At 46.4% G+C, this 24,305-nt stretch carries 24 protein-coding genes; 14 read left to right on the plus strand and 10 right to left on the minus strand.

The genetic code is table 11. The annotated features are described in order from the left end of the window. Positions 1-8: 8 nt before the first annotated feature. Genes EP073_RS08285 through EP073_RS08295 form a run of 3 tightly spaced genes read left to right on the plus strand, consistent with a single transcriptional unit; the run spans position 9 to position 1,903 of the window. Positions 9-1,169, plus strand: a complete 1,161-nt coding sequence (locus tag EP073_RS08285; RefSeq protein ID WP_128466683.1) for a permease — start codon at positions 9-11, stop codon at positions 1,167-1,169. Positions 1,170-1,179: 10 nt separating this feature from the next. Next, the gene (locus EP073_RS08290) at positions 1,180-1,479 is read left to right on the plus strand and encodes a thioredoxin family protein (protein ID WP_128466684.1); all 300 of its coding nucleotides are present in this window, start codon (positions 1,180-1,182) and stop codon (positions 1,477-1,479) included. Between the two features lies 1 nt (position 1,480). Next, complete coding sequence (locus tag EP073_RS08295; RefSeq protein ID WP_128466685.1) at positions 1,481-1,903, plus strand: arsenate reductase ArsC; 423 nt, start codon at positions 1,481-1,483, stop codon at positions 1,901-1,903. Here the strand turns inward: EP073_RS08295 and EP073_RS08300 are convergent. The 8 genes from EP073_RS08300 to EP073_RS08335 all read right to left on the minus strand — a co-directional run bounded on the left by EP073_RS08300 (position 1,900) and on the right by EP073_RS08335 (position 13,175). Continuing rightward, positions 1,900-5,487, minus strand: coding sequence for a response regulator (locus EP073_RS08300; RefSeq protein WP_128466686.1), 3,588 nt, complete (start codon positions 5,485-5,487; stop codon positions 1,900-1,902). The genes EP073_RS08295 and EP073_RS08300 overlap by 4 nt on opposite strands. Before the next feature lie 2 nt (positions 5,488-5,489). Next, on the minus strand, positions 5,490-6,515 hold the full coding sequence (locus EP073_RS08305) for an HD-GYP domain-containing protein (RefSeq protein WP_128466687.1): 1,026 nt from the start codon (positions 6,513-6,515) through the stop codon (positions 5,490-5,492). Between the two features lie 135 nt (positions 6,516-6,650). Next, positions 6,651-7,364: a FadR/GntR family transcriptional regulator gene (locus EP073_RS08310; RefSeq protein WP_128466688.1), complete on the minus strand. Its 714-nt coding sequence runs from the start codon at positions 7,362-7,364 to the stop codon at positions 6,651-6,653. 83 nt (positions 7,365-7,447) lie between these two features. After that, entirely contained in the window at positions 7,448-8,683 is a 1,236-nt protein-coding gene (locus EP073_RS08315; protein ID WP_128466689.1) for a (Fe-S)-binding protein, read from the minus strand. Then, on the minus strand, positions 8,684-10,057 hold the full coding sequence (locus EP073_RS08320) for an FAD-binding oxidoreductase (protein WP_128466690.1): 1,374 nt from the start codon (positions 10,055-10,057) through the stop codon (positions 8,684-8,686). It lies immediately after the preceding gene. Positions 10,058-10,071: 14 nt separating this feature from the next. Continuing rightward, complete coding sequence (locus tag EP073_RS08325) at positions 10,072-11,397, minus strand: TRAP transporter large permease (RefSeq protein WP_241653983.1); 1,326 nt, start codon at positions 11,395-11,397, stop codon at positions 10,072-10,074. After that, positions 11,394-11,894 (minus strand): TRAP transporter small permease subunit, encoded by a 501-nt coding sequence (locus EP073_RS08330; RefSeq protein ID WP_128466691.1) that lies wholly within the window; start codon positions 11,892-11,894, stop codon positions 11,394-11,396. The genes EP073_RS08325 and EP073_RS08330 overlap by 4 nt, the downstream gene beginning before the upstream one ends. A 141-nt stretch (positions 11,895-12,035) precedes the next feature. After that, positions 12,036-13,175 (minus strand): TRAP transporter substrate-binding protein, encoded by a 1,140-nt coding sequence (locus tag EP073_RS08335; protein WP_128466692.1) that lies wholly within the window; start codon positions 13,173-13,175, stop codon positions 12,036-12,038. Positions 13,176-13,461: 286 nt separating this feature from the next. Between EP073_RS08335 and EP073_RS08340 the strand changes: the two genes are divergently transcribed. The 11 genes from EP073_RS08340 (at position 13,462) to EP073_RS08390 (ending at position 22,619) form a co-directional block, all read left to right on the plus strand. Further along, positions 13,462-13,941 carry a LutC/YkgG family protein gene (locus EP073_RS08340; protein ID WP_128466693.1) on the plus strand — a complete coding sequence of 160 codons (480 nt, stop codon included), beginning with the start codon at positions 13,462-13,464 and terminating at the stop codon, positions 13,939-13,941. A 6-nt stretch (positions 13,942-13,947) separates the two neighbouring features. Next, a complete protein-coding gene (ldhH, locus tag EP073_RS08345; protein WP_128466694.1) occupies positions 13,948-16,056 on the plus strand; it encodes an L-lactate dehydrogenase (quinone) large subunit LdhH in 2,109 nt (702 codons plus the stop codon). A gap of 224 nt (positions 16,057-16,280) precedes the next feature. After that, positions 16,281-17,624 carry an alanine/glycine:cation symporter family protein gene (locus EP073_RS08350; RefSeq protein ID WP_128466695.1) on the plus strand — a complete coding sequence of 448 codons (1,344 nt, stop codon included), beginning with the start codon at positions 16,281-16,283 and terminating at the stop codon, positions 17,622-17,624. 166 nt (positions 17,625-17,790) lie between these two features. After that, positions 17,791-18,513 (plus strand): SpvB/TcaC N-terminal domain-containing protein, encoded by a 723-nt coding sequence (locus tag EP073_RS08355; RefSeq protein WP_128466696.1) that lies wholly within the window; start codon positions 17,791-17,793, stop codon positions 18,511-18,513. Next, positions 18,510-18,833: a tlde1 domain-containing protein gene (locus EP073_RS08360; RefSeq protein ID WP_128466697.1), complete on the plus strand. Its 324-nt coding sequence runs from the start codon at positions 18,510-18,512 to the stop codon at positions 18,831-18,833. Before EP073_RS08355 ends, EP073_RS08360 begins: the two co-directional genes overlap by 4 nt. Continuing rightward, entirely contained in the window at positions 18,833-19,363 is a 531-nt protein-coding gene (locus tag EP073_RS08365) for a hypothetical protein (protein ID WP_128466698.1), read from the plus strand. The genes EP073_RS08360 and EP073_RS08365 overlap by 1 nt, the downstream gene beginning before the upstream one ends. Before the next feature lie 16 nt (positions 19,364-19,379). Further along, entirely contained in the window at positions 19,380-20,120 is a 741-nt protein-coding gene (locus tag EP073_RS08370; RefSeq protein ID WP_128466699.1) for a formylglycine-generating enzyme family protein, read from the plus strand. Continuing rightward, complete coding sequence (locus tag EP073_RS08375; RefSeq protein ID WP_128466700.1) at positions 20,117-20,614, plus strand: hypothetical protein; 498 nt, start codon at positions 20,117-20,119, stop codon at positions 20,612-20,614. Before EP073_RS08370 ends, EP073_RS08375 begins: the two co-directional genes overlap by 4 nt. Positions 20,615-20,632: 18 nt before the next feature. Beyond that, a complete protein-coding gene (locus EP073_RS08380; RefSeq protein ID WP_128466701.1) occupies positions 20,633-21,376 on the plus strand; it encodes a formylglycine-generating enzyme family protein in 744 nt (247 codons plus the stop codon). After that, positions 21,373-21,867, plus strand: a complete 495-nt coding sequence (locus EP073_RS08385; protein ID WP_128466702.1) for a hypothetical protein — start codon at positions 21,373-21,375, stop codon at positions 21,865-21,867. Before EP073_RS08380 ends, EP073_RS08385 begins: the two co-directional genes overlap by 4 nt. Before the next feature lie 14 nt (positions 21,868-21,881). Further along, positions 21,882-22,619 (plus strand): formylglycine-generating enzyme family protein, encoded by a 738-nt coding sequence (locus EP073_RS08390; RefSeq protein WP_128466703.1) that lies wholly within the window; start codon positions 21,882-21,884, stop codon positions 22,617-22,619. A gap of 6 nt (positions 22,620-22,625) precedes the next feature. Here the strand turns inward: EP073_RS08390 and EP073_RS08395 are convergent, their stop codons facing one another. Next, positions 22,626-23,978: a radical SAM protein gene (locus EP073_RS08395; RefSeq protein ID WP_128466704.1), complete on the minus strand. Its 1,353-nt coding sequence runs from the start codon at positions 23,976-23,978 to the stop codon at positions 22,626-22,628. A gap of 81 nt (positions 23,979-24,059) precedes the next feature. Further along, the gene (locus EP073_RS08400) at positions 24,060-24,206 is read right to left on the minus strand and encodes a Com family DNA-binding transcriptional regulator (RefSeq protein ID WP_241654076.1); all 147 of its coding nucleotides are present in this window, start codon (positions 24,204-24,206) and stop codon (positions 24,060-24,062) included. Positions 24,207-24,305 lie beyond the last annotated feature (99 nt).

A 24,305-nucleotide genomic window follows, 5' to 3' on the forward strand; every position in this document is an offset into this window, starting at 1 on the left:
GGAAACAAATGAAAGAAAGAAATATATTCCTTACATTGGCAGCCCTGTTCGGGTTCATCTACTTTGTTCCGTTTTCATCACCGAAGGTTTCGGGTGCTATACTGGAGTCCTTTTATCTGCTTCAGGACTATGTGAGGGAGCATACCCTCACCTGCCTTATCCCCGCTCTTTTCATAGCCGGAGCTATGAGTATTATGATCTCACAGGCGTCTGTGGTCAAGTATTTCGGTGCGAAAGCGAAAAGAGTCACGGCGTACGGGGTTGCCTCCGTTTCCGGAAGTATACTCGCTGTCTGCTCCTGCACAGTTCTGCCCCTATTCGCGGGGATATATTCAAGAGGTGCGGGAATAGGTCCGGCGATTGCTTTCGCTTACTCGGGTCCTGCCATAAACATACTTGCTATTGTCCTCACCGCCAGAGTTCTCGGCGCTGAAATGGGGATAGCACGTGCTCTCGGTTCCGTGGTGTTCGCGGTGACAATAGGGCTTATTATGGCGCTTATATTCAGGGATAAGGCAAAAACGCAGAGCTCTCCAAAACGGGCTCAGGCTGCCCGCTCACCCCGTTCCGCAGGCATGACTGTTCTCTTTTTTGCAGTGATGAGCGTCGGGCTGGTGTTTGCCACATGGGCAAAGCCGGATTCCGAAAGCGGGATTATTTTTTCTTTGATATACTCTTTGAAATGGTATCTGGCAGGACTGAGCCTCATAGCAACAGCGGTTCTCGCGTTTACTATTATGGACGGCTCCGAACGCAGAACATGGATGGAAGAAACGTGGTCTTACTCAAAAATGATAATTCCCCTGCTGTTCATCGGAGTTCTGGCAGCAGGCTTCCTTCTCGGCAGACCCGGGCATGAGGGTGTGCTTAACTCTTCACTCATAGAAAGTCTGGTAGGCGGAAACAGTCTCAGGGCAGTCCTTACAGCCTCTGTGATAGGTGCGTTCATGTATTTTGCCACCCTGACGGAGATACCTATTCTTCAGGGGCTCATAGGCGCCGGGATGGGAAAAGGTCCCGCTCTTGCCCTGCTGCTTGCGGGTCCAGCCCTAAGCCTACCCAGCATGCTGGTTATCAGGAGTGTTATAGGAACAAAAAAAACTGCGGTGTATGTTCTGCTGGTGATAGCCATGTCCACGGCCGCAGGTATGATATACGGAAAATTTTAAGAGGTGACATATGATTATAAAAGTTCTCGGACCCGGATGCCGCAACTGCCAGACTGTTCATGAAAACGTGCTCAAAGCTGTTGAAGAGCTTGAACGCACTGATATTACAGTGGAATACATTAAGGATACGACGGAAATATCGAAATATATAATGGCAACCCCCGGTGTCGTGATAGACGAAGTTGTGGTGCATGAAGGCAAGCCGCTCCCCACTGTGGATATAATAAAGGAAATGATAACAGACGAGGAATATGACTTCGGCGACGGCGAAAGCTCAGGCGGATGCGGGTGCGGCGGGTGCGGATGCTGATATGAAAAAAAGGGTTCTTTTTATCTGCATTCACAACAGCGCGAGAAGCCAGATGGCGGAAGCCTTTCTTAACCGCATGGCTCCGGACAGGTTCCATGCGGAAAGCGCAGGACTGGAACCGGGCGGGCTTAACCCCTTCGTTGTAAAAGTCATGGCGGATGTCGGCATAGATATATCCGGCAACAGCACAAACGCAGTCGCAGACTATCTCAGAGAAGGAAGAAAATACGATTATGTTATAGCCGTATGCGACAAAGAAGCCGCAGAGCGCTGCCCTATTTTCCCCGGCTCGGGTGATAAAATGCACTGGGCATTCAGAGATCCTTCGTCATTTCAGGGAAGTGATGAAGAGAAACTCAGTTTTGCCGCCGCTGTGCGTGATGAGATAAGGCAGAAAATTGAGGACTGGCTGAAAACAGTCTAACCGTGCTCGCTTCTGAGTATTCTGAGAGCTTCCTCAAACTCATAGCTGTTTACGGCTTTATGAAGCCTTTTGAACTCCTGTTCTGTGAAAAACGCTGATGCCTGCTCCCTGATGCTCATAAAATAGTCAACAGTTTCGCTGTCATCATCCTCAAGCAGGCTGCACATTTTCTCCATAATTCTCTCAAAGTCTTCTCTGGATACAGCCGGAACCGGTTCCGGCTGCTTAACCGGAGCAGAGGATTTGAGCGCCTCATTCAGAGCGGTCAGCAGTCTCCTCATCTCACCGGTAAACTCTTCGGCGGCGGCTGAAAACTCTCCGTTGTCCGCTATCAGTCTTTCGAGCCTTCCGGCTATCTCATAAAGTCTGTCGGCACCGATGTTTCCGGCTAAGCCTTTGACAGTATGCGCGGTCATCTCCGCCGTTTTTAAGTCGCCCCTTTCCAGCTCTGCCGTGAGCTTTTTATCTGTTTCCGCACTTGAAACGGCAAACTTCTCAAGCATTCTCATATAAAGCTCGGTTTTGCCCGCAACTGTACGCAGCCCTTTTTTAAAGTCTATTCCTTCAACAGGCGGAATATCCGGCTCTTTACGGGCGCTGCCCGCTGAAACACTGCATATGCCGCCGAACTCGCCTGTCACACAAAAGCTTTTCAGGCATCCGTAGAGCTCCGCAGGAATAATCGGCTTCGTTATATGTCCGTCCATGCCTGCGTCACGGGTTTTTCTCCGCTCCTCATCAAGGGCATGCGCCGTCATAGCTATCACAGGAAGCTCCGCAAAACGCTGATCAGCCCTGATAATTTTCACTGCCTCGTAACCGTCCATATCAGGCATCTGGAGATCCATAAAGACAATATCGCACCTTTCGTCTGACTTGAGAAAATTCACCGCCTCTCTGCCGTTTGACGCCTGAAATACAGATGCGCCTGTGTCTTCAAGAAGCTCTGCGGCTATCTGACGGTTGATTTCGTTATCGTCAACCACAAGTACGCTGACCCCCCTGAAATTCTCAGCGGATTCGGCAGCTTTCTTCTCCTTCTCGTAACCGGATTTAAAAATCACGGAGGATATACCGTCTATTAATGAGGAGGCTGTCACAGGTTTGTTGATAAAACCGTCCGCGCCGTGGCTTTCTATGGTTTTTCTGTCGAGCTCTCTGCCGAAAGCCGTCACCATCACTGTATAAGGCTTGTTTTTGATTCCGAGATCGCTCCGGATAATCCCCGCAGCCTCCAGCCCGTTCATGCCGGGCATCTTCCAGTCCATCAGAATAACCTTGTAAGGATCGCTCTGATCATGTTTTTTTATAAGCTCAATGGCTTCTTCCGCGCTTTCGGCCTCCACCGGCGTAAAGTCAAGGTTTTCGAGAATCTCACGTATTATCTGTCTGGCGGAAGAATTATCATCAACGACAAGCACTTTTACCTCTTTAAGGTCTTCATGCCCGTATCTCATCCACGGAACCGCACGGGAGCCGATTTCAAATAAAGCGCTGAATGAAAACAGACTCCCTTTACCGTATTCGCTGTCCACTCTGATAGAACCGCCCATAAGCTCGGTGAGCTTTTTGGATATGCTTAAGCCAAGCCCCGTTCCTCCGTATTTCCTCGTGGTTGAACCGTCCGCCTGAGCAAAGGCGGTAAAAAGCCTGTTTCTTTGCTCCTCCATCAGTCCCACACCCGTATCACGCACGGAGAAGGAGATCTCAGCCTTGTTGTCGAACTCTCTTATCAGCTTCACGCTGAGCTCAACCTCACCGTCCTCAGTAAACTTGACGGCATTGTTTACCAGATTAATAAGCACCTGTCCCAGCCGGAGCGGATCGCCCTTGATCACAGGCGGAACATCGGAGCCCACATGAAGGAGAAATTCAAGCCCTTTCTCCTCCGCCTTCTGAAATACAGCGGTGACAATGTTCTCAAGCACCGAATCAAGCTCAAACTCTATATTCTCAAGCTCAATTTTTCCAGCCTCAACCTTGGAAAAATCAAGGATGTCGTTAACAATGGCAAGGAGCGAGGTTCCGGCGTTTTTAACCTTTTTTATGTAGTCCGTCTGCTTGGGGTTCAAATCTGTCTTAAGAGCCAGATCACTGAGACCTATTATGGCGTTCAGCGGCGTTCTTATTTCGTGGCTCATATTCGCAAGGAACATCGATTTTGCCTCAGTTGCGCTTTCGGCGGTCAGCCTTGCGGCTTCCAGCTCCTTCATCACCCGTTTTTTATCGGTTATATCCTCTTTTATGCCCACAAAGTTTGTTATTTCTCCCGCATGATTTTTCACGGGCGATATGACGACGGACTCCCAGTATTTCTCACCTGATTTCTTTTTATTCAGAAACTCCCCGTGCCACTCTCTGCCGGAGAGGATCGTATCCCACAGTGTTTTGTATATATTATCTTCTGTATTACCTGATTTCAGTATGGACGGCTTGCTTCCACGAACCTCTTCAAACGTATATTCAGTGAGCTCGGTAAATTTCGGGTTCACATATTCAATCACCCCGCCGGAATCGGTAATGATTATGGATGCGGGGCTCTGTTCCACCGCTTTGAATATTTTCCGGTTCTGCTCCTCAACTTCCATTCTTTTCTTTCTGTTTCCGACAGCCACATAAATCATTCCCTGAACTATGAAAAGCACTGAAAAGACAACCCAGAAAACAGAATGCCGCACAACAGAGGGCAGAATATTTTCCATTTTAACCAAATACGCGATATTCCATGTGCCCTCAAGGTCATTCCAGTCGATGGGATGTGTCTTAACGAGATATTTTTCACCGTCCAGAGTTATATCCTTGCCGTCCAGAATAGCGCCAAGTTCTTCCGCATCCTTATCAAAAGCGGCGCCGAACCTCCGCAGAGAGGCAAGGACCTTCTTTTTTTCCTGATTGAGACTTCCGGCAACCTTATAAAGATACTCCGGCTTGTTAGATGCGAAAATAACTCCTTGAGGGGACACCATAAAAACCGGATCTTCGTATTTTCTTATAAAATCCTCAAGGTTGTTTATGGAATCCTTAACAACCATAACGCCAATTATCTGCGAATCAGATCTTCTGTCCGCGTAAACGGGGGTAGCGATATAAAGTCCTCTGGTTTTTGATGAAATCCCCTGTGCGGCAAAAATGTTATGCTTGCCCTTCATCGCCTGAATAAAATAAGGGCGGAAGCTGAAATTCTGACCTGTGAGAGTTATAGGGGAGATGTCCGAATAGGAAACCACTATACCCTGTTTGTTCAGAAGATAAACCGCCTCCGCATTGCTCTCTTTGAGAAGAACCTCCTGAAGATCCATGATCAAAGGATGGTCATTCGGCAGGTCGCCCAAAACTATGGATTTAACGTATGAATTTAATATTCCGAGGATGTTCGCCGCGCCCATGCTTCTGCTGTATATAGTGCGGGAATGGATATTATCGACTATTTCGGAAGCAGTGATCTGCACTTCTGAACGTTTCTTGAATATGAATATTTTCTCTGTGAACTCAACGGCGATATATGAAACGGTCAAAGGGATAAGAAACAGCGCCGCCGTGCCTAAAAATATTTTGAAAAAACTCAACACCCTTCTGCTTCCCATTTTCAATCACCGAAATTATCCCTGATCTTAATGACATCCGGCAGGCATTTCAGAAAAGCCTCCGCCAAGCGGGGTTCAAAATGTCTCCCGCTCTCGTTCCGTATATATTCTGCGGCTTTTTCAATGCTCCACGCTGATTTATAGGGTCTTTCGCTTGTAAGAGCGTCAAAAACGTCCGCCACCGCCGTAATTCTGCCTATAACGGGGATATTCTCCCCCTTGAGTCCTTCAGGATAGCCGCTGCCGTCCCATTTTTCGTGGTGAGTCAGCGCTGCGGTGGCGGCGGTCTGAAGAAGCTCGGAATCATGCCCGCCTATGATCCTGTAGCCGATCCGTGGATGCTCCTTCATAAGCTGCCATTCGTCGTCGTCAAGCTTACCGGGTTTAAGGAGAATGCTGTCCGGTATGCCTATTTTGCCCACATCGTGCATCGGAGAAGCGGAAAGAATAAGTTCCGCCTCAGCCTCCTTCATGCCTATTTTTTTGGCGATAAGATGACAGTATCTGCTCATGCGGATAACGTGCATTCCGGTTTCATTGTCTTTATATTCGGCGGCGAAGCCGAGCCGTCTTATTATCTCAAGCCTTGTTTCATGCAGTTCTTTTGTGCGCTCACGCACCATAGTCTCAAGCATTCTTCTGTGGTCATACATGGCAAGCTGGGTCTTCACTCTGGCAAGAACAATGGGTGCGCTCACCGGCTTTGTGATATAATCCACCCCGCCGGCGCTGAAGCCCATGGATTCGTCTTCGACATCACCTTTTGCTGTTATGAAAATAACGGGGATTGAACGGGTGACAAGGCTGGATTTAAGAGCGCGGCATACCTCGTACCCGCTTATTTCAGGCATCATCACATCAAGCAGGATTATATCCGGCATATCTTTCTCGGCGATTTCAATGGCTTTGCGCCCGTTTATGGCTACCTTAACCTTAAACTCAGGCTTTAGGATATTGCTGAGAATATCAATATTCTCGGGGACATCATCAACAACAAGAACTGTCTGCCTTCTGTCACGGTTTTCCATGAAATACCTCTCACAAGAATAATCCGTCATTATCAGATAATAACATACACAGAAGGGGAAATGCTGAAAAATAGTAAATAAAAATTATGTTTTGCGCAGATACCGCGAAATCAAAAGCGGAGCGGAAGTATCAGGCTATTTATTGGTTCTGACTATTTCATTAACCTCATCAACGACATACTCCATGTGCTCAAGCATGGCTCTGTAAGCTTCTTCAGGATCACGGGTGCTTATTCCCTCGTAAATCTTCTGATGCTGAAGATAAAGCTTCTCGAAGCGCTCGTTATCGGTGTAAAGCCTTGACCGTACCTCATAGCTGACCTTTTCCACCCACTGGTAGATGGTGTTCATTATATGAATCAGCAGTATGTTGTTAGTGGCATATGATATAGTGTTATGGAAGTTCGCATCGGGGATGTGCCCCACCTCTCCCTTATCCAGAGCCGAACGCATTTCGTCCAGATACTCTTTCATATTCAGAATCTCTTCATCGCTGGCACGCATAGCGGCGGTTTTGGCAGCCCATGTCTCAAGAATTTTGCGCACTTCCATGAGGTCGACTATGGCGTCCTCACGCTTGATGAACTCTTCCATAGCCTTATCAATTGTCTGGGATGTAAGGGATTTCACATAGGTTCCGTCGCCGTGGTTCTGGTTGAGAAATCCCTGAGCCTCCAGCTTGTGCAGAGCCTCCCTAAGTGAAGGACGGCTTACGCCGAGCTGCGCCGCCAGTTCTCTTTCCGAAGGAAGCCTTTCCCCGGGAGCAAGCTGTGCGGTGAGTATCATCCTCTTTATCTGTTCATAGATAATGTCGCTTATCTTTTTCTGTCTTATTTTTTCAAATTTCATTTCCACGGCCTTTAACAGTATGTAGCATTGAACGAGTATATATTAAAAAATAGATTTTTCTAATATATTTTTTGCGTGGAACGCTATTTTATTTTCCGTAAAAATTCATAAAGTTCCGTCACGGGATGAGTAACTTCCGCATCCAACCCCTCACCCGCGGCAGCGTCAGCAAGCTGCATGGCGCATCCGGGACAGGGAGTGTAGACCTTATCAGTCCTTTTATCCTTCATTTCCTGAATTTTGGAACGGGAAAACCCCTTGGAACGCTCGTAGTATTTCAGGCTGAAGGTTCCGGCAAAGCCGCAGCAGCTCTGATTATCAAGCTTCACGTACTCAGTATCCGTATGAGTGCGCACAAAGCTTTCCACCAGTTCCTTTTTACTGTCCTGATAGTGGCAGGGGAAGTGGATTGTGCTTCTGCCCCGCACGCCGGACTGAATCTTAACTTTGAGGGTTTCCTCAAGGAAAACCAGAATGTCCACCACTTCCAGCGGGCACTCGGCTCCTGTCTGCTTGGGACCCATTTCATAAAGACCGTATCTGCATGTGGGGCAGCAGGTTATTATGTATTTGGCATCCCTGTATTCCGCCAATGCGTCAAAATTTGCCCTGACGGCGTTTCTGAACATTTCAAGCTCGCCCATTGAGGCGGCGGGTATTCCGCAGCATATATTCGTTTCGGGCACGTAAACAGACACGCCGAAGTGCCTGAGAACCTCCACTACAGCCGTTCCCCATTCGGTATAAATGAGGTTCACGGCGCAGCCCGGGTAAAACACAACACGCATTATTTCATTTTCAGCCTTATTCAGCCCGCCGTATTTTTTTACGAAGGCTTCACTTTTGATCTCTACAACGTTGCGTCCGCCGAGAGCGGGCAGCATGGGTCTGTATATTCCGTCCTTAATTTTTTTACTGCCGAATTTGAGCCCCATGTGCATAAGCGGAGCCATTTTCGCCATGAGTTCCGGCTTTTCCATTGCTGTTTTGAGTATGAGCTTCTGCCACTTGGGAAGCTTTTTGATTTTGCGGAGTATCTCTCTTCCCCGCAGGAATATCTCGTCGGTTTTAACCCCGCTGGGGCATGCCTTGAGACATCGGGTGCAAAGCAGGCACTGATCCAGATGTTTCAGTATCCTGCCCGCATCCTCAATACGCCCTTCGTAAACAGACTGAAGAAGCGATATTTTGCCCCGTGCTACGGATGATTCCCTTCCGTCAGTGCGGTAAAGCGGGCAGTCCGACTGACATGTGCCGCACTTCATGCACTGAAGCATCATTTCCTCAAGCTCGTGAAGCTCTTTTAACAGTTCATCCATCTACAGCCCCATCTTGTGAGGATTCAGAAGATTTTTCGGATCAAGACCGTTTTTCAGCTTTTTCATAAAGCGGATTGTTCCGGCTCCGACCTCGCTTTCAAGATATTTCGCCTTTGCCGAACCTATGCCGTGTTCGCCGCTTATTGTTCCTTCCAGCTTAAGGGCTGAGGCAAATATTTCGTCAATGGCTTTTTCCACCCGCAGCATTTCCTCCGTGTTTCTTTTATCCGTAAGGATCGTTGGGTGAAGATTGCCGTCTCCGGCGTGACCGAAAGTACCGACAGTGAGGCTGTACTTAGAGGTAATGTCCTTGATGCACTGCATCATTTCAGGTATGCGGCTTCTGGGAACCGTGGCATCCTCCAGAATGAGAGTGGGTTTCAGCCTCGCAAGACTGCTCAGAGCCTTTCTGCGCGCCTCCCATAGTCTGTCTCTTTCTTCAGGAGTTTCCGCGACATGTACTTTTCCGCCCTGCTTTTCGCAGATGGATTTAACCTTGGCGTATTCATCCTCAACTGCCGCGGGATGCCCGTCCACCTCTATGAGAAGAAGACCGTCCGCGTCGGTGGGCAGACCGATTTTGGCGGCTTCCTCAACTGTCTTTATAGTGAATCTGTCCATGAGCTCAAGTGTCGCAGGGGTTATCCTCGCCCCGATTATTTCCGACACTGTCACACTCGCCTTCATAAGGTCATCATAGATAACAAGCATCGAACGTGAAGACTGCGGCTGCGGCACAAGTTTGAGAGTATGCTCGGTCATAACGCCGAGCAGACCCTCCGATGAAACCATAAGCCCGCTTAGGTTAAAGCCGGTAACCATTTTCACGGTTTTACCTCCGGATATAACGGCGTTGCCTTCCATATCAAAAAACTTCGTACCCATGACATAATCGCCGGTTACGCCGTATTTCAGCGCACGCAGTCCCCCTGCGTTTTCGGCGACGTTTCCGCCGATGGTGGACATTTTCATGCTTCCCGGGTCGGGCGGATAAAGAAGCCCTTTCGCGCTGACCGCCAAAGCCAGATCCGAAGTAACAACTCCGGACTGAACCACGGCGTACATATCCTCGGTGTTTATCTCAAGAATCTTGTTAAGCCCCGTTGTCAGCAGCACACAGCCGCCGTTAACGGGCAAAGTTCCGCCGCTGAGGTTTGTTCCCGCTCCCCTTGTTACAAGAGGAATACTCTCCTCACAGCAAAGTTTAACAATACTGCAAACCTGCTCCGTGGTTTCGGGCTTAACAACTATTTCAGGAACGCACATTTCGCCGAAGGAAGCGTCATATGCGTAGCACATGAGATCCTCCTGTTCAGTCCAGACATTTTTTCCGGCTATTTCGGCAAACTTAGCTATCAGGCTCTTGGAAAGCATTTTGTCCTCACTGTTTATTTAAACACTGCGTTAGGCAGCCATGTGATAATGTCGGGGAATACCACGCACAGAATAAGCGTTATGAGCTGAAGCAGCACAAACGGAATAATCCCCTTATAGATATGACTGAGTTCCATTCCCTCCGGAGCAACGCCCTTGAGATAGAAAAGAGCATAACCGAAAGGCGGTGTAAGAAACGACATCTGAAGGTTTACGCAGACAAGCACGGCAAACCAGAGCGGGTCGAAACCAAGCTGATTTACAGCTATGGGCGTGAATATCGGCACACAGAGAAGAAGAATCCCCAGCCAGTCCACAAACATTCCCAGAAGGAAGAGAATGAACATCATAACGCCGAGTATCACATATTTGTTGTCGCTGACTGAGAAAAGTACATCAGTAAACACTTCGCCGCCGCCGAGACCCATGAATATGGATGTATAGAAGTTGGCTCCCACAAAAATGAGCATAACCATACATGTTATCTTCATTGTAGAGTAAGCGGAGTCCTTAAAGAGCTTAATATTTACCCTGCCGTTGGCAAGCGCCAGAATAAGCGCGCCCACGCAGCCGAGACCGGCCGCCTCAGTGGGTGTCGCGATACCTGCGGAGATACTTCCGAGTACCGCGAATATGAGAAACAGAGGCGGGAAGAGTGACTTGCACATCATCACAAATTTCTGCATACCAGTGTGAATCCTCTCCTCTTTTGGGATCGGAGGACCTGCGTTGGGCTTAACCTGACAATAGATGAAAGCGTATATAAGATACATAAACGCGAGAAAAAGACCGGGAACCACAGCAGCCATGAACAGCTTGCCGACGCTCATTCCTATGAGACCGCCGTAAACAACAAGCATTATCGAAGGCGGAATAAGAATCCCCAATGTTCCGCCCGCTGTAATAACCCCAGCAGTGAGCTGAAGGTCATAACCTTTTTTAACCATAGAGGGAGCAGCGAGAAGACCCATGGCGACAACCGAAGCTCCGACGATCCCCGTTGTAGCGGCAAACACAGTGCAGACAACAATCGTAGCGAGAGCCAGACCGCCTTTTATCGAACCCATGACAACGTACATCGTCTCATACAGATCGTCTGCGACCCCGGATTTGTCCAAGAACTGCGCCATAAGTATGAAAAGCGGTATGGCAACGAGAACATAGTTCGTCATGAGACCATAGCTCTTGTTGGCCAGGATGAAGAATGCCGTGGGACCGTAGCCCAGAATTCCGAAAACAATACCCAGTCCGCCGAGAGTTATTCCGAGGGGATGCCCGAGGAAAACCACGATAAGAAGGATAACAAACATCGCTACAGATAAAAATTCAGGGCTCATCATGCTTCAACTCCTCTGATTCTCTGGATCGCCTTAAGAAACTCCGCTATTCCCTGAAGAAGCAGGAAACAGAAGCCCACAGGCAGGAATGTTTTGAAGTGATAAACCGGGGCGCCCCAAGGGGACTGCACACGCTCAAGCCCCTGCCACGACTGCAAAGCGAAAAGGGTTGAAGCCTGAATTGCTAATATTATAAAAGGGAAAAACAGCACGAGGTAGCTCACCGCAGCTATCCACCCTTGAGCTTTCGGGTTCAGTTTTGCTGTTATAATATCTATACCTACGTGCATCTTATGCTTCAGCGTATAGCCGAAACCCATGAGGAACATTACTCCGTAAAGCATGTTGCTCAGGTCAAATGCCCATACTGTGGGTTTGCCGAAGACCTTCCTGCTGATGACTTCGTAAACCACCACAACCAGAAGAGCATAAATGGAAAAAGAGAACGCCTTCCCCACCCACTCTGTTACCGACTCTATCAGTTTTATTAACTTACCCATATCTGCTCCGAAAAATGACTGCAAAGATACCGCGCGGATCTAAATCCGCTCTGTTTCATATCCGTAAAATGCTTACAGTCCGACCTGAAATAAATGAGGCACGGGGCAAACTAAGCCGCCCCGCACCGTCAGATTGATATTTTATTCGTAATGTTTGCCCGCGAGATAATCATCTTTCGGGAACGCGGCTACACCGCCTCTGAGGTCTTTCCACACTGAGTATTCAGCTATGAAGCTGTTCTGAGAAGCGAGGATTTTATCAAGCAGAGGGTTGGTTGCCCTTATTTTCGTAAGGTAGGCGTCGGTTGTTTTTCTGAGCTCGTTAAGTGAAGCAGCGTCAAGCTTGTTGAACTTCACGCCTTCCGCCTGATACTTCAGGATGGCTTCAGCGTTTTTCTTTTCGCTTCTTGCTATGTCCCACATCTGGGTTTCATAAGAAGCTATAACGAGTGCCTGCTGAAGGTAAGGAGGAAGCTCTTCATACGATTTTTTGTTAACCGTGAACATATTCTGTACGCCTGTCTGGTGCCAGCCGGGAAGCATTACGTTTTTAGCGATTTCCTGAAAGCCCATGGGGTACGTGATGAAAGGAGTGGAGAACTCTGCGGAGTCAAGAACACCTCTTTCAAATGCGAGGTATATTTCGCCGCCGGGGAGCGGGGTAACAGAAACACCCATTTCTTTGAGGATGTCTGCCGCCCAGCCTACTGTTCTGATTTTCATGCCGGCAAGCTGTTTAACATCAGTTACAGGGCTTTTTGTAAAGAAACCCATCTCCTGACCGGAGTTGCCGCCCATGAGGGGTTTAAGACCGAAGTTGCCGTACAGCTCGTCTGCAAGCGCCTGTCCGCCGCCTTCCATAAGCCATATGGAGTATTCGATGTTATTAAGACCGAAAGGAACAGAAGCGAAAGCTACGAAGCCTTCATCCTTGCCTTTCCAATAGCCGGGCCAGTCGTGACCCATTTCCACAACGCCGTTTCTCACAGCGTCAAATACCTCAAAAGCGGGTACAAGCGCGCCATCGGGGAAAATTTTGATTTTGAGCTGACCGTTTGTTATTTTTTCAACGGTTTCAGCAAAGTGTACAGCCGTATCGTGCCACGGAATGCCTGTTGACCACGTAGTTGCCATTTTCCATTCATAGGTTTTGGCTTCCTGAGCTGCGGCAGCCGGAGCGGCGGCAGTTTCAGCTTTCTTGTCCTGACCGCAGCCTGCTGCGGTGAAGATCAATGCAGTGAACATCACACATGAAATTAAAAGTTTGACTAGTTTTTTCATACTTCCTCCTGACTGAGAGAACACTAACCAGTAAGTGGTAAATTTTTTAAACCACTTACAAGAATTATACCATTGGAATATCATTGTCAATCTTTTTATTGCATATTTTATAAACTCGTTATAATCAAATCAGACCTTTGAAACCCTTTATTAAAGCCATTATTCATCAGTTTAAACATGGGGTTAATTTTTATCCGTTTATTAAACAAAGGCTATAAAAAACTGTTGACTTAGATTTCACGGGAAGATACGCTATTGGTAAGACCACTACAAAGGTGATGCTGAAATGAATGAACTTGCACAAACCTTTATTAAATATTCCGAAAGCGTGAGCAACAAAAACCTGCTTCTTTCTTTCGATGAGTTTTCAGGAACACTCGGCAAACAGAATTTCGACTATGTGAGCCTGAAAACGGACGCACTCCCCGAAAAAATAATTACAGCCGGAAAAGAGGGAATCGGCGATGCGCTGGTTGAGGCTGATTTTGCCATTGCGGAAACAGGAAGCGTTGTCATTGAAAGCACGGATGAGCGCCTGAGAAAGGCGACCTGTCTTGCTGAAAGGCTCCACGTCGCTGTTCCTGCGTCAAAAATAGTGCCTTCCCTTGAAGATGTTGCGGACTTCCTTGAAGAAAAATCATCAAATCCTGCGTCCTTTACGGCATTCATAACAGGGGCAAGCCGCACGGCGGACATAGAGAGAGTGCTTACCATCGGCGTTCACGGTCCCTGTGAAATGACAGTATATATTATAACGGACAGGTAGAGAGACATGAGCGGAAAAAACGGAATCAAACGCAGCCTGAACGATAAAATCCTTTACACCAACCTTAAAAACTTCGCATCCGCATATAAAGCATCCAAGGCAAACGCTTACGCAGGGCTGGACTTCCCCGCAATGGCACGTGAGATGAACTCTCTGAAAGCTCTCTCTCGGGAAAGATGCGAAAACCTCTTTGAGGAGTTTAAGGCGAACGCCGAAAAAAGCGGCGCAACTGTTTACAGAGCCGCCGACAGCCTTGACGCCTGTCGTTATATTGAGAAAATCTGCCGTGAAAAAGGCGCAGACTCCGTCGTAAAGTCAAAATCAATGACCAGCGAGGAGATCAAGCTTAACGCATATCTTGAAAAGAACGGCATAAAGCCCGTAGAAACTGATCTCGGTGAATGGATTCTCCAGCTTGCGGGGGAACACCCTTCCCACATGGTTATGCCTGCCATACATAAAAGCCGCGGTCAGGTGGCAGACCTGTTTAATGCCCTCCTCAGTGCGGGACTGGACAGAGAAAATATAGCCGCAATGGTGAAAACCGCCCGTCACGCCCTCAGAAACTCATACTTTGAAGCAGGCGCCGGACTCACAGGGGCGAATGTGGCAGTTGCCTCCACCGGAACCATAGGTCTCGTCACCAACGAAGGCAACGCAAGGCTTTCCGCCACGGTTCCTCCTGTTCATTTTGTGCTTCTCGGCTATGAAAAACTTGTGCCTGATTTCAAGACAGCGCTTAAAGTCATCCGAATGCTCCCCAAGAGCGCAACCGGACAGCGAATAAGCACATATACCACATGGATAAAGGGACAGGTTCCCTGCGAAGCGTCCGCAACCGGACAGAAAGAGGTTCATTATATTTTTCTCGACAACGGAAGGCTGGCGTTCCTTGACCACCCTCTCTTCGCTGAGGCGCTGAAATGTATGCGCTGCGGAAGCTGCGCCAATGTCTGTCCCGCTTATGAAATGGTCGGAGGGCATGTCTTCGGGCATGTTTATCTCGGCGCCATAGGTCTTATCATGACGGCGATGTTCCACGGCGAGGCAAAAGCACGCGACATTCTTAAGATGTGCATTGGCTGCCGTGCCTGTTCGACAAACTGTCCGTCAGGAATAGACCTTCAGAAGATAATAGCCGAGCTTAATGTTCATATGGGCAGCAAGTTCGGTCTGAATCCGCTTAAAAAATTCCTTTACAGCAATATATTAAGCAGTGGGAAACGCTTCCGTGTGATAATGAAGGCGGGCTCAATCCTCTCTGCCCCGCTTGCTGCTGGCGGCAGAATAAAGAAAATACCGTTCGCGGGAAGAGAGATTAACTTCCGTGAACTCCCATCCATCAAGCAGAAAACATTTACCGACCTTAACGGACAGAGAGCAAATCCGTCCGCCTCAAAGGGCAAAGTGTTCTTCTACCCGGGCTGTGCGGTGGAATATTTCTACCCTCAGATGGGAACGGCACTGGTAAGTTTCCTCGAAAAACAAGGCTATCAAGTGGATACACCGGACAAGGCAACCTGCTGCGGTCTGCCCGCAATCCACGGCGGCGACGGCGAAGGCGGGCGAAAAACCATCTCCGCCTGTCTGTCGCAGATGAAGAACCCCGAGGACTACAAGGCATACCTTGTCCTCTGTCCGAGCTGCGGCTTTGCGGTGAAGGAAGACTTCAAGCATTACACGGAAGACAAGCCGGAGGACTTCAAAAAGGCAGGGCTGATCTCCGAAAAGGTCAAGTCCCTTGCAATGTTCATAAAAGATGAAGGTCTGACCAATATTCCCTTCAACAGAGGGGCTAAAGTCACATACCATACCCCCTGCCACCAGAAACGGGGTCTGGGTTCCTCAGCGGACGAGCTTCTCGCCTCTCTTCTGGGGCAGAATTTTATCCCCATGACAGACAGCGACGTATGCTGCGGCTTCGGCGGCTCATGGTCTGTGGAATATCCGGGCATTTCAGCGGGAATACTCGATAAGAAAACGGAAAATATAGAAAATACAGGAGCCGACACAGTTCTGACCGACTGCCCGGGCTGCGTGATCCAGATTGCGGGCGGTCTCGGCAAAAAAGGCAGGAAAATAAAAGTCATGCACCTGTCAGAGTTTCTGAAATAGGCTTTCTACCCCTCTCCTAACTTATACTGTGTCCCCGCTTGATCTTCAGCGGGAAAAAGCGGGGACGCAGGACACCTTAAACCGCTGTTCCATTAATCCGCCCTTAACCTCCTGCCAAGCGGAGCCGTGTTAACAGCACTCAGGCTCATAACATAAAACAAATGTTTGAAAATAATGAAATTACATTGTATTATCTCACCTTACAACTTTATTGGGGGTAAACAGTGGAGCAATTTCAAAACCTTCTTAACACAGTGGGCAACATAGTATGGGGTCCGCCTCTTCTGGTCTTACTAGTGGGCACGGGAATCTGGCTTACAATCAATCTCAGGTTCCTTCAGTTCACCAAGCTTTTCTATTCACTCTGGCTCGCTCTTATCAAAAAGAAAGAGACAGACGATCATCCCGGCGACATCACACACTTTCAGGCGCTCATGACAGCTCTTTCCGCCACAGTGGGAACGGGCAACATAGCAGGCGTTGCCACAGCCATAGCAATAGGCGGTCCCGGCGCTATGTTCTGGATGTGGGTAACCGGTCTTGTGGGCATGGCAACCAAATACGCCGAAGCCGTACTCGCCGTTAAATACCGTGTTCAGAAAGCCGACGGCTCAATGAGCGGCGGACCTATGTATTATATTTCAAACGGTCTGGGCTGGAAAAAACTCGGTATGCTTTTCGCGATATTTGCAGTTGTGGCTTCATTCGGAATCGGCAATATGGTTCAGTCAAACTCTGTCGCTGACGCCATGAGAAGCACCTTCGGCATACCCGCGCACTACACGGGAATAACGCTGATGTTTATCACGGCGCTTGTCGTTCTCGGCGGAATCAAAAGCATAGGCAGGGTAACAAGCGTGCTTGTTCCCGTTATGATCGTCTTCTACGTAATAAGCTCGATAGCTATTCTTATTATGTATGCCGGTCATGTTCCCGGAGCTTTCGCCCTTATATTTGAGAAAGCCTTCACCCCCACAGCCGCCACAGGCGGGTTCGCAGGCGCAGGCGTTATGCTCGCTATCAGAATGGGTGTCGCAAGAGGCGTTTTCTCAAATGAATCAGGTCTCGGCAGCTCGCCGATAGCGGCAGCAGCGGCGCAGACAAAACACCCCGTTACTCAGGCTCTGGTCTCAATGACACAGACTTTTATCGACACAATAGTAGTCTGCACCATGACTGGTCTTGTCCTTATAGTGACAGATACATGGGCAAGCGGCAGAAACGGCGCTGACCTCACCACATTCGCTTTCTCCACAGGATTCTCCGGCGGTGCGGTGATAGTGGCTATTAGCCTTGCGCTTTTTGCTTACTCAACCATCCTCGGCTGGTGCTACTACGGCGAAAGGTCGATGGAATATCTCTTCGGGCTTAAGTCCATACCTGTTTACAGATACGTGTTTATAGTGTTTGTCGGCGTGGGCGCAATATCAAAGCTTGATGTTGTGTGGCTTCTTTCGGACGTTTTCAACGGACTGATGGCAGTTCCCAACCTTATCGGTCTTCTCGGGCTTACCCCTGTGGTGGTCAAGGAAACCAAGGACTACTTCGCGAAACTCGGCAGCGAATAACAAAAATCAGACAGGCGTGCTCAAACGGGCACGCCTTATTTTATTAAATCTTATTTAGCAAAACAAATTTTTTTAATTCAAATGCTGTCATCTTGTCATCATGTAAAATAAGTTTACATCTTCTCAGTCTCGTATTAATATCGAATATTATTAAAGAGGGTTACCTATGAGCATTTTCCTAAAAACCATACTCTCCATAATTACTTTCTCGTCTTTCGCTTTTGCAGATATTATCGGGGAAACTCAAGGAAACTTCACTGTTGGGCAAACCGGTTCAGCGTTGTATCATGTAGATCTAACAGTTCCAAAAGGTACAAACAATCTTCAACCATCTATCTCACTCGAATATAACTCACACTATAGCAATGGAATAATGGGGGCAGGCTGGACTATCAATGGATTCTCAACAATACAACGCTGCCCGTCAACCATTGAGCAAGACAATATAAGAGGAACTATTAATTATGATTTTAATGATCGCTTTTGTCTTGACGGAGTCAGACTCATTGCAGTAAGAGGAACTGACGGTCAAAGTGGGACAGAGTACAGAACAGAAATAGACACTTTTTCACAAATAACATCTTACGGTATATCCGGAAACGGACCTGATTGGTTTGAAGTTAAAACCAAAGACGGGAAAATAATTGAATATGGCAGAAATAATAATTCAAAAATCTTCACTGAATTTGATAATGGAGACAACCGTGAAGGCACTGTAAGAGTATGGGCTGTAAGCAAAGAGTCTGATCTAATCGGTAACAGTATTAATTATGAATATGGAGTCGATGAAAACAGATTATACAGAACATCTTCAACCTCAAGCTCAATGATTGGCTTTTATCCAATCAGAATAGATTATGGCAGAGCACTGGTGCATTCTCTGAAATGAAAGATGGGGCAGAAAAGTTGAAAGGATTCGGTTATGCTGGAATCAATAGAGGACTGAATAACCCCGCAATGGAACAAGTTCCTTTCGTTGGACCACTTCCAAAAGGAATATACGAAATTACTGGGCATAACTCTGATATAGCTACTTATAATATCCTTTTAGAAAAAATTAAAGTTGACTCAAAAAGGGATTCTTTTCGAATACATGGAGGAAAACCTGAGCCTGACAGGACTGCTTCCCAAGGATGCACCATACTCGATTTAACAACTCGGAAAAAAATTTTGGCTTCAAAAATACAGTATTTGGAGGTAGTTAAATAATGTTTAATAAAGTATTGTTAATTGTGCTATTGCTGTTTCAGACTCAAATATTACTTGGAGCCCCTATAAAAATCGGTACTACAGTTTTGGAGGGCAAAACAACCAAGGGTGATGAAATAAGGGTCGAAATAACTGCTGTTAATAACCCAAAATCCAATCCCTACAGCATTGAAGACGCATGGGGTACTGAAAAAGACGGAACAAAGCCTAAAATAATTATTAGCTCTATTAAGATTATCATGAATGATGAATCTGAACGTGTTCCTGTATCCATATATATGGATCTAACTGAGCCCAAAGAAGCTCAGCTTATTATTCCAGATGAGCAAACCATACGGTTAATCATCAAAGGCGGTGTACACGAAAAATATACAGGACGGTTAATCATCAAAGGCGGTGTACACGAAAAATATACAGGATACATAGCCGAAATACTTCATTTAGGAAATATCTTAATATCCAAATCCGTTTACAATACACAGTACCCAAAAAACATACGTGAAGATATAAAATATTCACTGATGTACTGAGTTCGGGAGAGGAAAAATGATAAACAAAATACTTCTAATAACTCTTTTTTTTCCAATTGTTGCAATTGCTGCGCAGTCCGGTTCTTTCAGAGATAAAACCTCAGATATAGAATTTATATTTGTAAAAGGCGGATGCTATATGATGGGTGGTACAAGCATGAGCTACAGCGAACCCGTTCATGAGGTATGTGTAGACAGCTTTTATATCAGTAAATACGAAACAACCCAAAAACAGTGGGAAAAAATAATGGGAAATAACCCTTCGTATTATAAAGCCTGCGGGCCTGACTGCCCTGTTGAATCAGTCTCATGGTATGATGTTCAGGATTATATCAAGAAGCTGAATGGATTGAGCAAGAAGAACTATCGCCTGCCTACAGAAGCCGAATGGGAATATGCCGCCAGAGGCGGAGAAAACTATAAATATGCAGGTTCTGACAACCCTGACGAAATAGCCGTGTATAATGAAAGGCAAAACGCAAAGACACACAAAGTCGGACAAAAGAAACCAAACGGCTTTGGTCTTTATGATATGACTTGTAACGTTGAAGAATGGACTCTGGATGTTTACACTGACTATAGTGAGGCTAAGCACACAAAAAATAACCCCGTTTATCTGGGTAAGGGTTTTGAGCGTGTTGTCAGAGATCAGAATTGCTATTACGGTCAACCTTCCGGTATTACATATCGCATAGGAGGCACACCAATATTTAAATCATACACCAGAGGCTTCCGCCTTGTTCTGCCGATAAAATGAAGCTTATAAATTATTTGGCATTAATATTAATGTTTGTCTTCATCACATTCACAGGTTCCTTCGCAGCACCTATAAAAATCGGTACTACAGTTTTGGAGGGCAAAACAACCAAGGGTGATGAAATAAGGGTTGAAGTAACTACTGTTAATAACCCTAAAGAAAGCCCATACAGTACGGAAAATGCATGGGGCACTCATAAAGGGAGTGTAAAACCAAGAATTATTATCAGTTCAATGAAGATTATCATGAATGATGAGCAGCAGTACATTCCTATGTCAACCTATATGGATCTTACAGAGCCAAAAGAAATAAAACTTAATATCCAAGATGAACAAACAATACGAATAATAATACAGGGCGGTATACACGAAGAAGATACAGGATATATAGCCGAAATACTATACCTCGGAGATATACTGGTTTCAAAGTCTGTTAGGCACACGCGCTTCCCTAATAACATACGGGAAGATACCATGTATAAATCAATGTACTAAAATCATTTGGAGTTCATCATGAAAAGATTGTTCCTTTTAATAATTTTACTTTTAATACCATACGATGCTATGGCTGAAAATCCCAAATCTTTTACAGACAAGGCTTCGGGCATAGAGTTTGTATTTGTAAAAGGCGGATGCTATATGATGGGCGATACAAGCATGAGCTACAGCGAACCCGTTCATAAGGTTTGTGTAGACAGCTTTTATATAAGTAAATATGAGACCACGCAGGAACAATGGAAGAATATTACCGGAAATAATCCCGCATATTTTAAAAATTGTGGACTAAAGTGTCCTATAGAAAATATTTCATGGTACGATATTCAGGATTACATCAAAAAGCTGAATGAATTGAGCAAGAAGAATTATCGCCTGCCGACAGAAGCCGAGTGGGAATATGCTGCCAAAGGAGGAGAAAATTATAAATACGCCGGTTCTGACAACCCTGATGAAATAGCTGTGTATAATATAAGCTACGATGGAAGTATTCAAAAAGTCGGGCAAAAAAAACCAAATGATTTTGGACTTTACGATATGACTGGCAACGCCGAAGAATGGGTTCTTGATGTCTTTGAAACCTATGAAAATGCCAAACATCAGCTCAATAACCCCGTCTATCTGGGTAAAGGCTTTGGACGTGTTGTCAGAGATCAGGATTGTTTTTCAAGGCTATTAGTTGGGATTGCATATAGATTTGACGATTCACCACATTCAAGATGGTATACTCGCAGTTTCCGCCTTGTTCTGCCGATAAAATGAAGCTTATAAATCATTCGGCATTAATATTAATGTTTGTCTTCACCACATTCACAGGTTCCTTCGCAGCCCCTATAAAAATCGGTACTACAGTTTTGGAGGGCAAAACAACCAAGGGTGATGAAATAAGGGTCGAAATAACTGCTGTTAATAACCCAAAAGAAAACCCTTACGGTACGGAAAATGCATGGGGCACAAAAAAAGACGGGAAAAAGCCTAAAATAATTATCAGCTCTATTAAGATTATCATGAACGGCGAAGATTGTTCACCTGCCTTGTCAACTTATATGGATCTGGCAGAGCCCAATGAAGCTGAACTTATTATTCCTGATGAAATAAAAATTAGACTTATCATAAAAGGGGGACAAAAGAAGCCATCGGGGTATGAAGCAGAGATTTTCTACCTCGGTGATATACTTATATCAAAATCAGTCAAGGATATGCGTTTTCCTGATGCAATAAGAGAAGACATAAAATATACATCTATGTACTGAATTAGGGTGAAGACATGAAAAAACTGTTATTAATAATATTATTCATCCCAGCTATAGCACTGGCTGAAAATCCCAACTCTTTCAAAGATAAGGCTTCGGGCATAGAGTTTGTATTTGTAAAAGGCGGATGCTATATGATGGGTGGTACAAGCATGAGCGATAGTGAACCTATTCATGAGGTATGTGTAGACAGCTTTTATATCAGTAAATACGAAACAACCCAAAAACAGTGGGAAAAAATAATGGGAAATAACCCTTCGTATTATAAAGCCTGCGGGCCTGACTGCCCTGTTGAATCAGTCTCATGGTATGATGTTCAGGATTATATCAAGAAGCTGAATGAATTGAGCAAGAAGAATTATCGCCTGCCGACAGAAGCCGAATGGGAATATGCCGCTAGAGGCGGAGAAAACTATAAATATGCAGGTTCTGACAACCCTGACGAAATAGCTGTGTATAATGAAAGGCAAAACGCAAAGACACACAAAGTCGGACAAAAGAAACCAAACGGCTTCGGTCTTTATGATATGACTTGTAACGTAATGGAATGGACTCTGGATGTTTTTGCATACTATAGTGAGGCTAAGCACACAAAAAATAATCCCGTTTATCTGGGTAAGGGTTTCTGGAGAGTAGTAAGAGATGAAGACTGTTCTTATTCAAAACCGCATGGTGTCGAAATCAGAACGCCTCTCAACCCAATAATTTCATCAATAGATACTGGCTTCCGCCTTGTTCTGCCGATAAAATGATAATGTTTATACATACTCCTGTAAGCCTTCATTTATCTGTTCATATGCGGCGAGCCTGACGGGCATCACTCCGGTTCCGGCAAAGCATGCAGCCTCATCAGCCTCAAGGATAATATCACCACCCGTGCGGTAACGCTCCACAGTTATCTTCTTGCTCTTTGTCACCTTCACCTCCATAAACGGGTTATGGTAGCTCACGGAGCCGAGCTGACGGGCGGCGGAATAACGTACTGTCATTTGCAGACCGGACAAATCAAGCCCTGCAAGGAGTGAAGAGTGGACAAAAAGCTCGCTGCCGTTCAGCATAAACAGTCTGCCGTCCGTGAACGGTGCGGCAATTTCCCCTGCCCTGTCACCCTTGATGCTCACAGTCCTGATGTGCCCGTTTCCGGTGAGTGCTTCATAATCCTTCATGATGAATGCGGCGTTGCGTCTGCGTGCGCCGACTGCCTGAAAGCGGTTTTTATAAACGAATGAGCAGTAATTGACGGGCAGGCTGATATTATTGTCCTTGCCGTATTTGATAAGCTCCAGCGCAGTCAGTTCAGATTCCAGAACAGTCACCCTTTCGCCGTGGATGTATGTGTAATTTCTCTTAATGAGCTTTTCAAAGTTATACGGAGTAAGCCTCAGCTGGTGAAGATTAAGGTGCTTCACACCGCAGTCCGCAAGCTCCGGCATAAGTTTCCGCAAAAGCTCCTTTTCCTCAGGAACGGCAGGAATCTCCACGGTGACAGTGGGTATCACCCCGCAGGCACGTTTGAGATTATCCAGTTTGTATGATGTTGCCCCAATATCGAAGCGTATCTCATCAAGCCCCGCATCCCTTAACTGAGTGAGTATTTCATCATCCGCCAACGTGCCGTTTGTGTACATCCAGAGATAGATGCTGCCGCCGAGTGCCTTCTTGATTGCCCGTATAAATGCCAGAGTGAGCTTAGGGGTGAGCAGGGGCTCACCACCGCTGATGCTTGCCCCCTTGAAGCCGAACTTTTTCAGATATGCGGCGTATTCCTCCGGCGCGGGAAAGGTAACGGTATTCGTGGCTGGAACCCCTTTCTCATCCTGAGACGCGGGACAATAGAAACAGGCACAGTTGCATTTGTTGTTGATAAAAAGGCACGACCACTCGCCGCTTCCGCAGAGGCGGCAGCCGGGGGAAAGGTTTTCACAGTCCGCCTTTGTTCCGGAGTAGTCCCATTTGATTTTATTCTTCAGGCTATCAAGAAGCTCTTTTCTTTGTAAAACGGCTGAAACTGCCTCTTCCGGTGTGAGAAAACGGAGGGAATCATACTTATTTCCGTATTCTTTTTTAGCTGATTCAATATAGAAGTTTAAATAATCGTCATCCGCGGTCATAGACCCTCCCCTAGGGAAACAAGGGGAATACTAGCTTATTGCACGGAATAAATATACAGCTCTTTTTGATCTTTACTGAACTTATCTCTTGAAGGTGACAATATTCTTGCAGCGGGGGCATTTTATCTGAACGAGGTTAACATCCCCTTTCATCAGAAGTTTGCTGCAATTCGGGCATCTGTATTCTTTATCATTCTGTGCCTGTTTCACGGCAGATTCGTCCTTCATCAAATTTAACCCCCTCCATTGACATATAATCTGAAAAGCATGACAGTTTATTAGTATGATCAATTAAAGTTTTAATCTTCTAACTCTACTGTTGAAAGT

The organism is Geovibrio thiophilus, from assembly GCF_004087915.1.
Classification (GTDB): domain Bacteria; phylum Chrysiogenota; class Deferribacteres; order Deferribacterales; family Geovibrionaceae; genus Geovibrio; species Geovibrio thiophilus.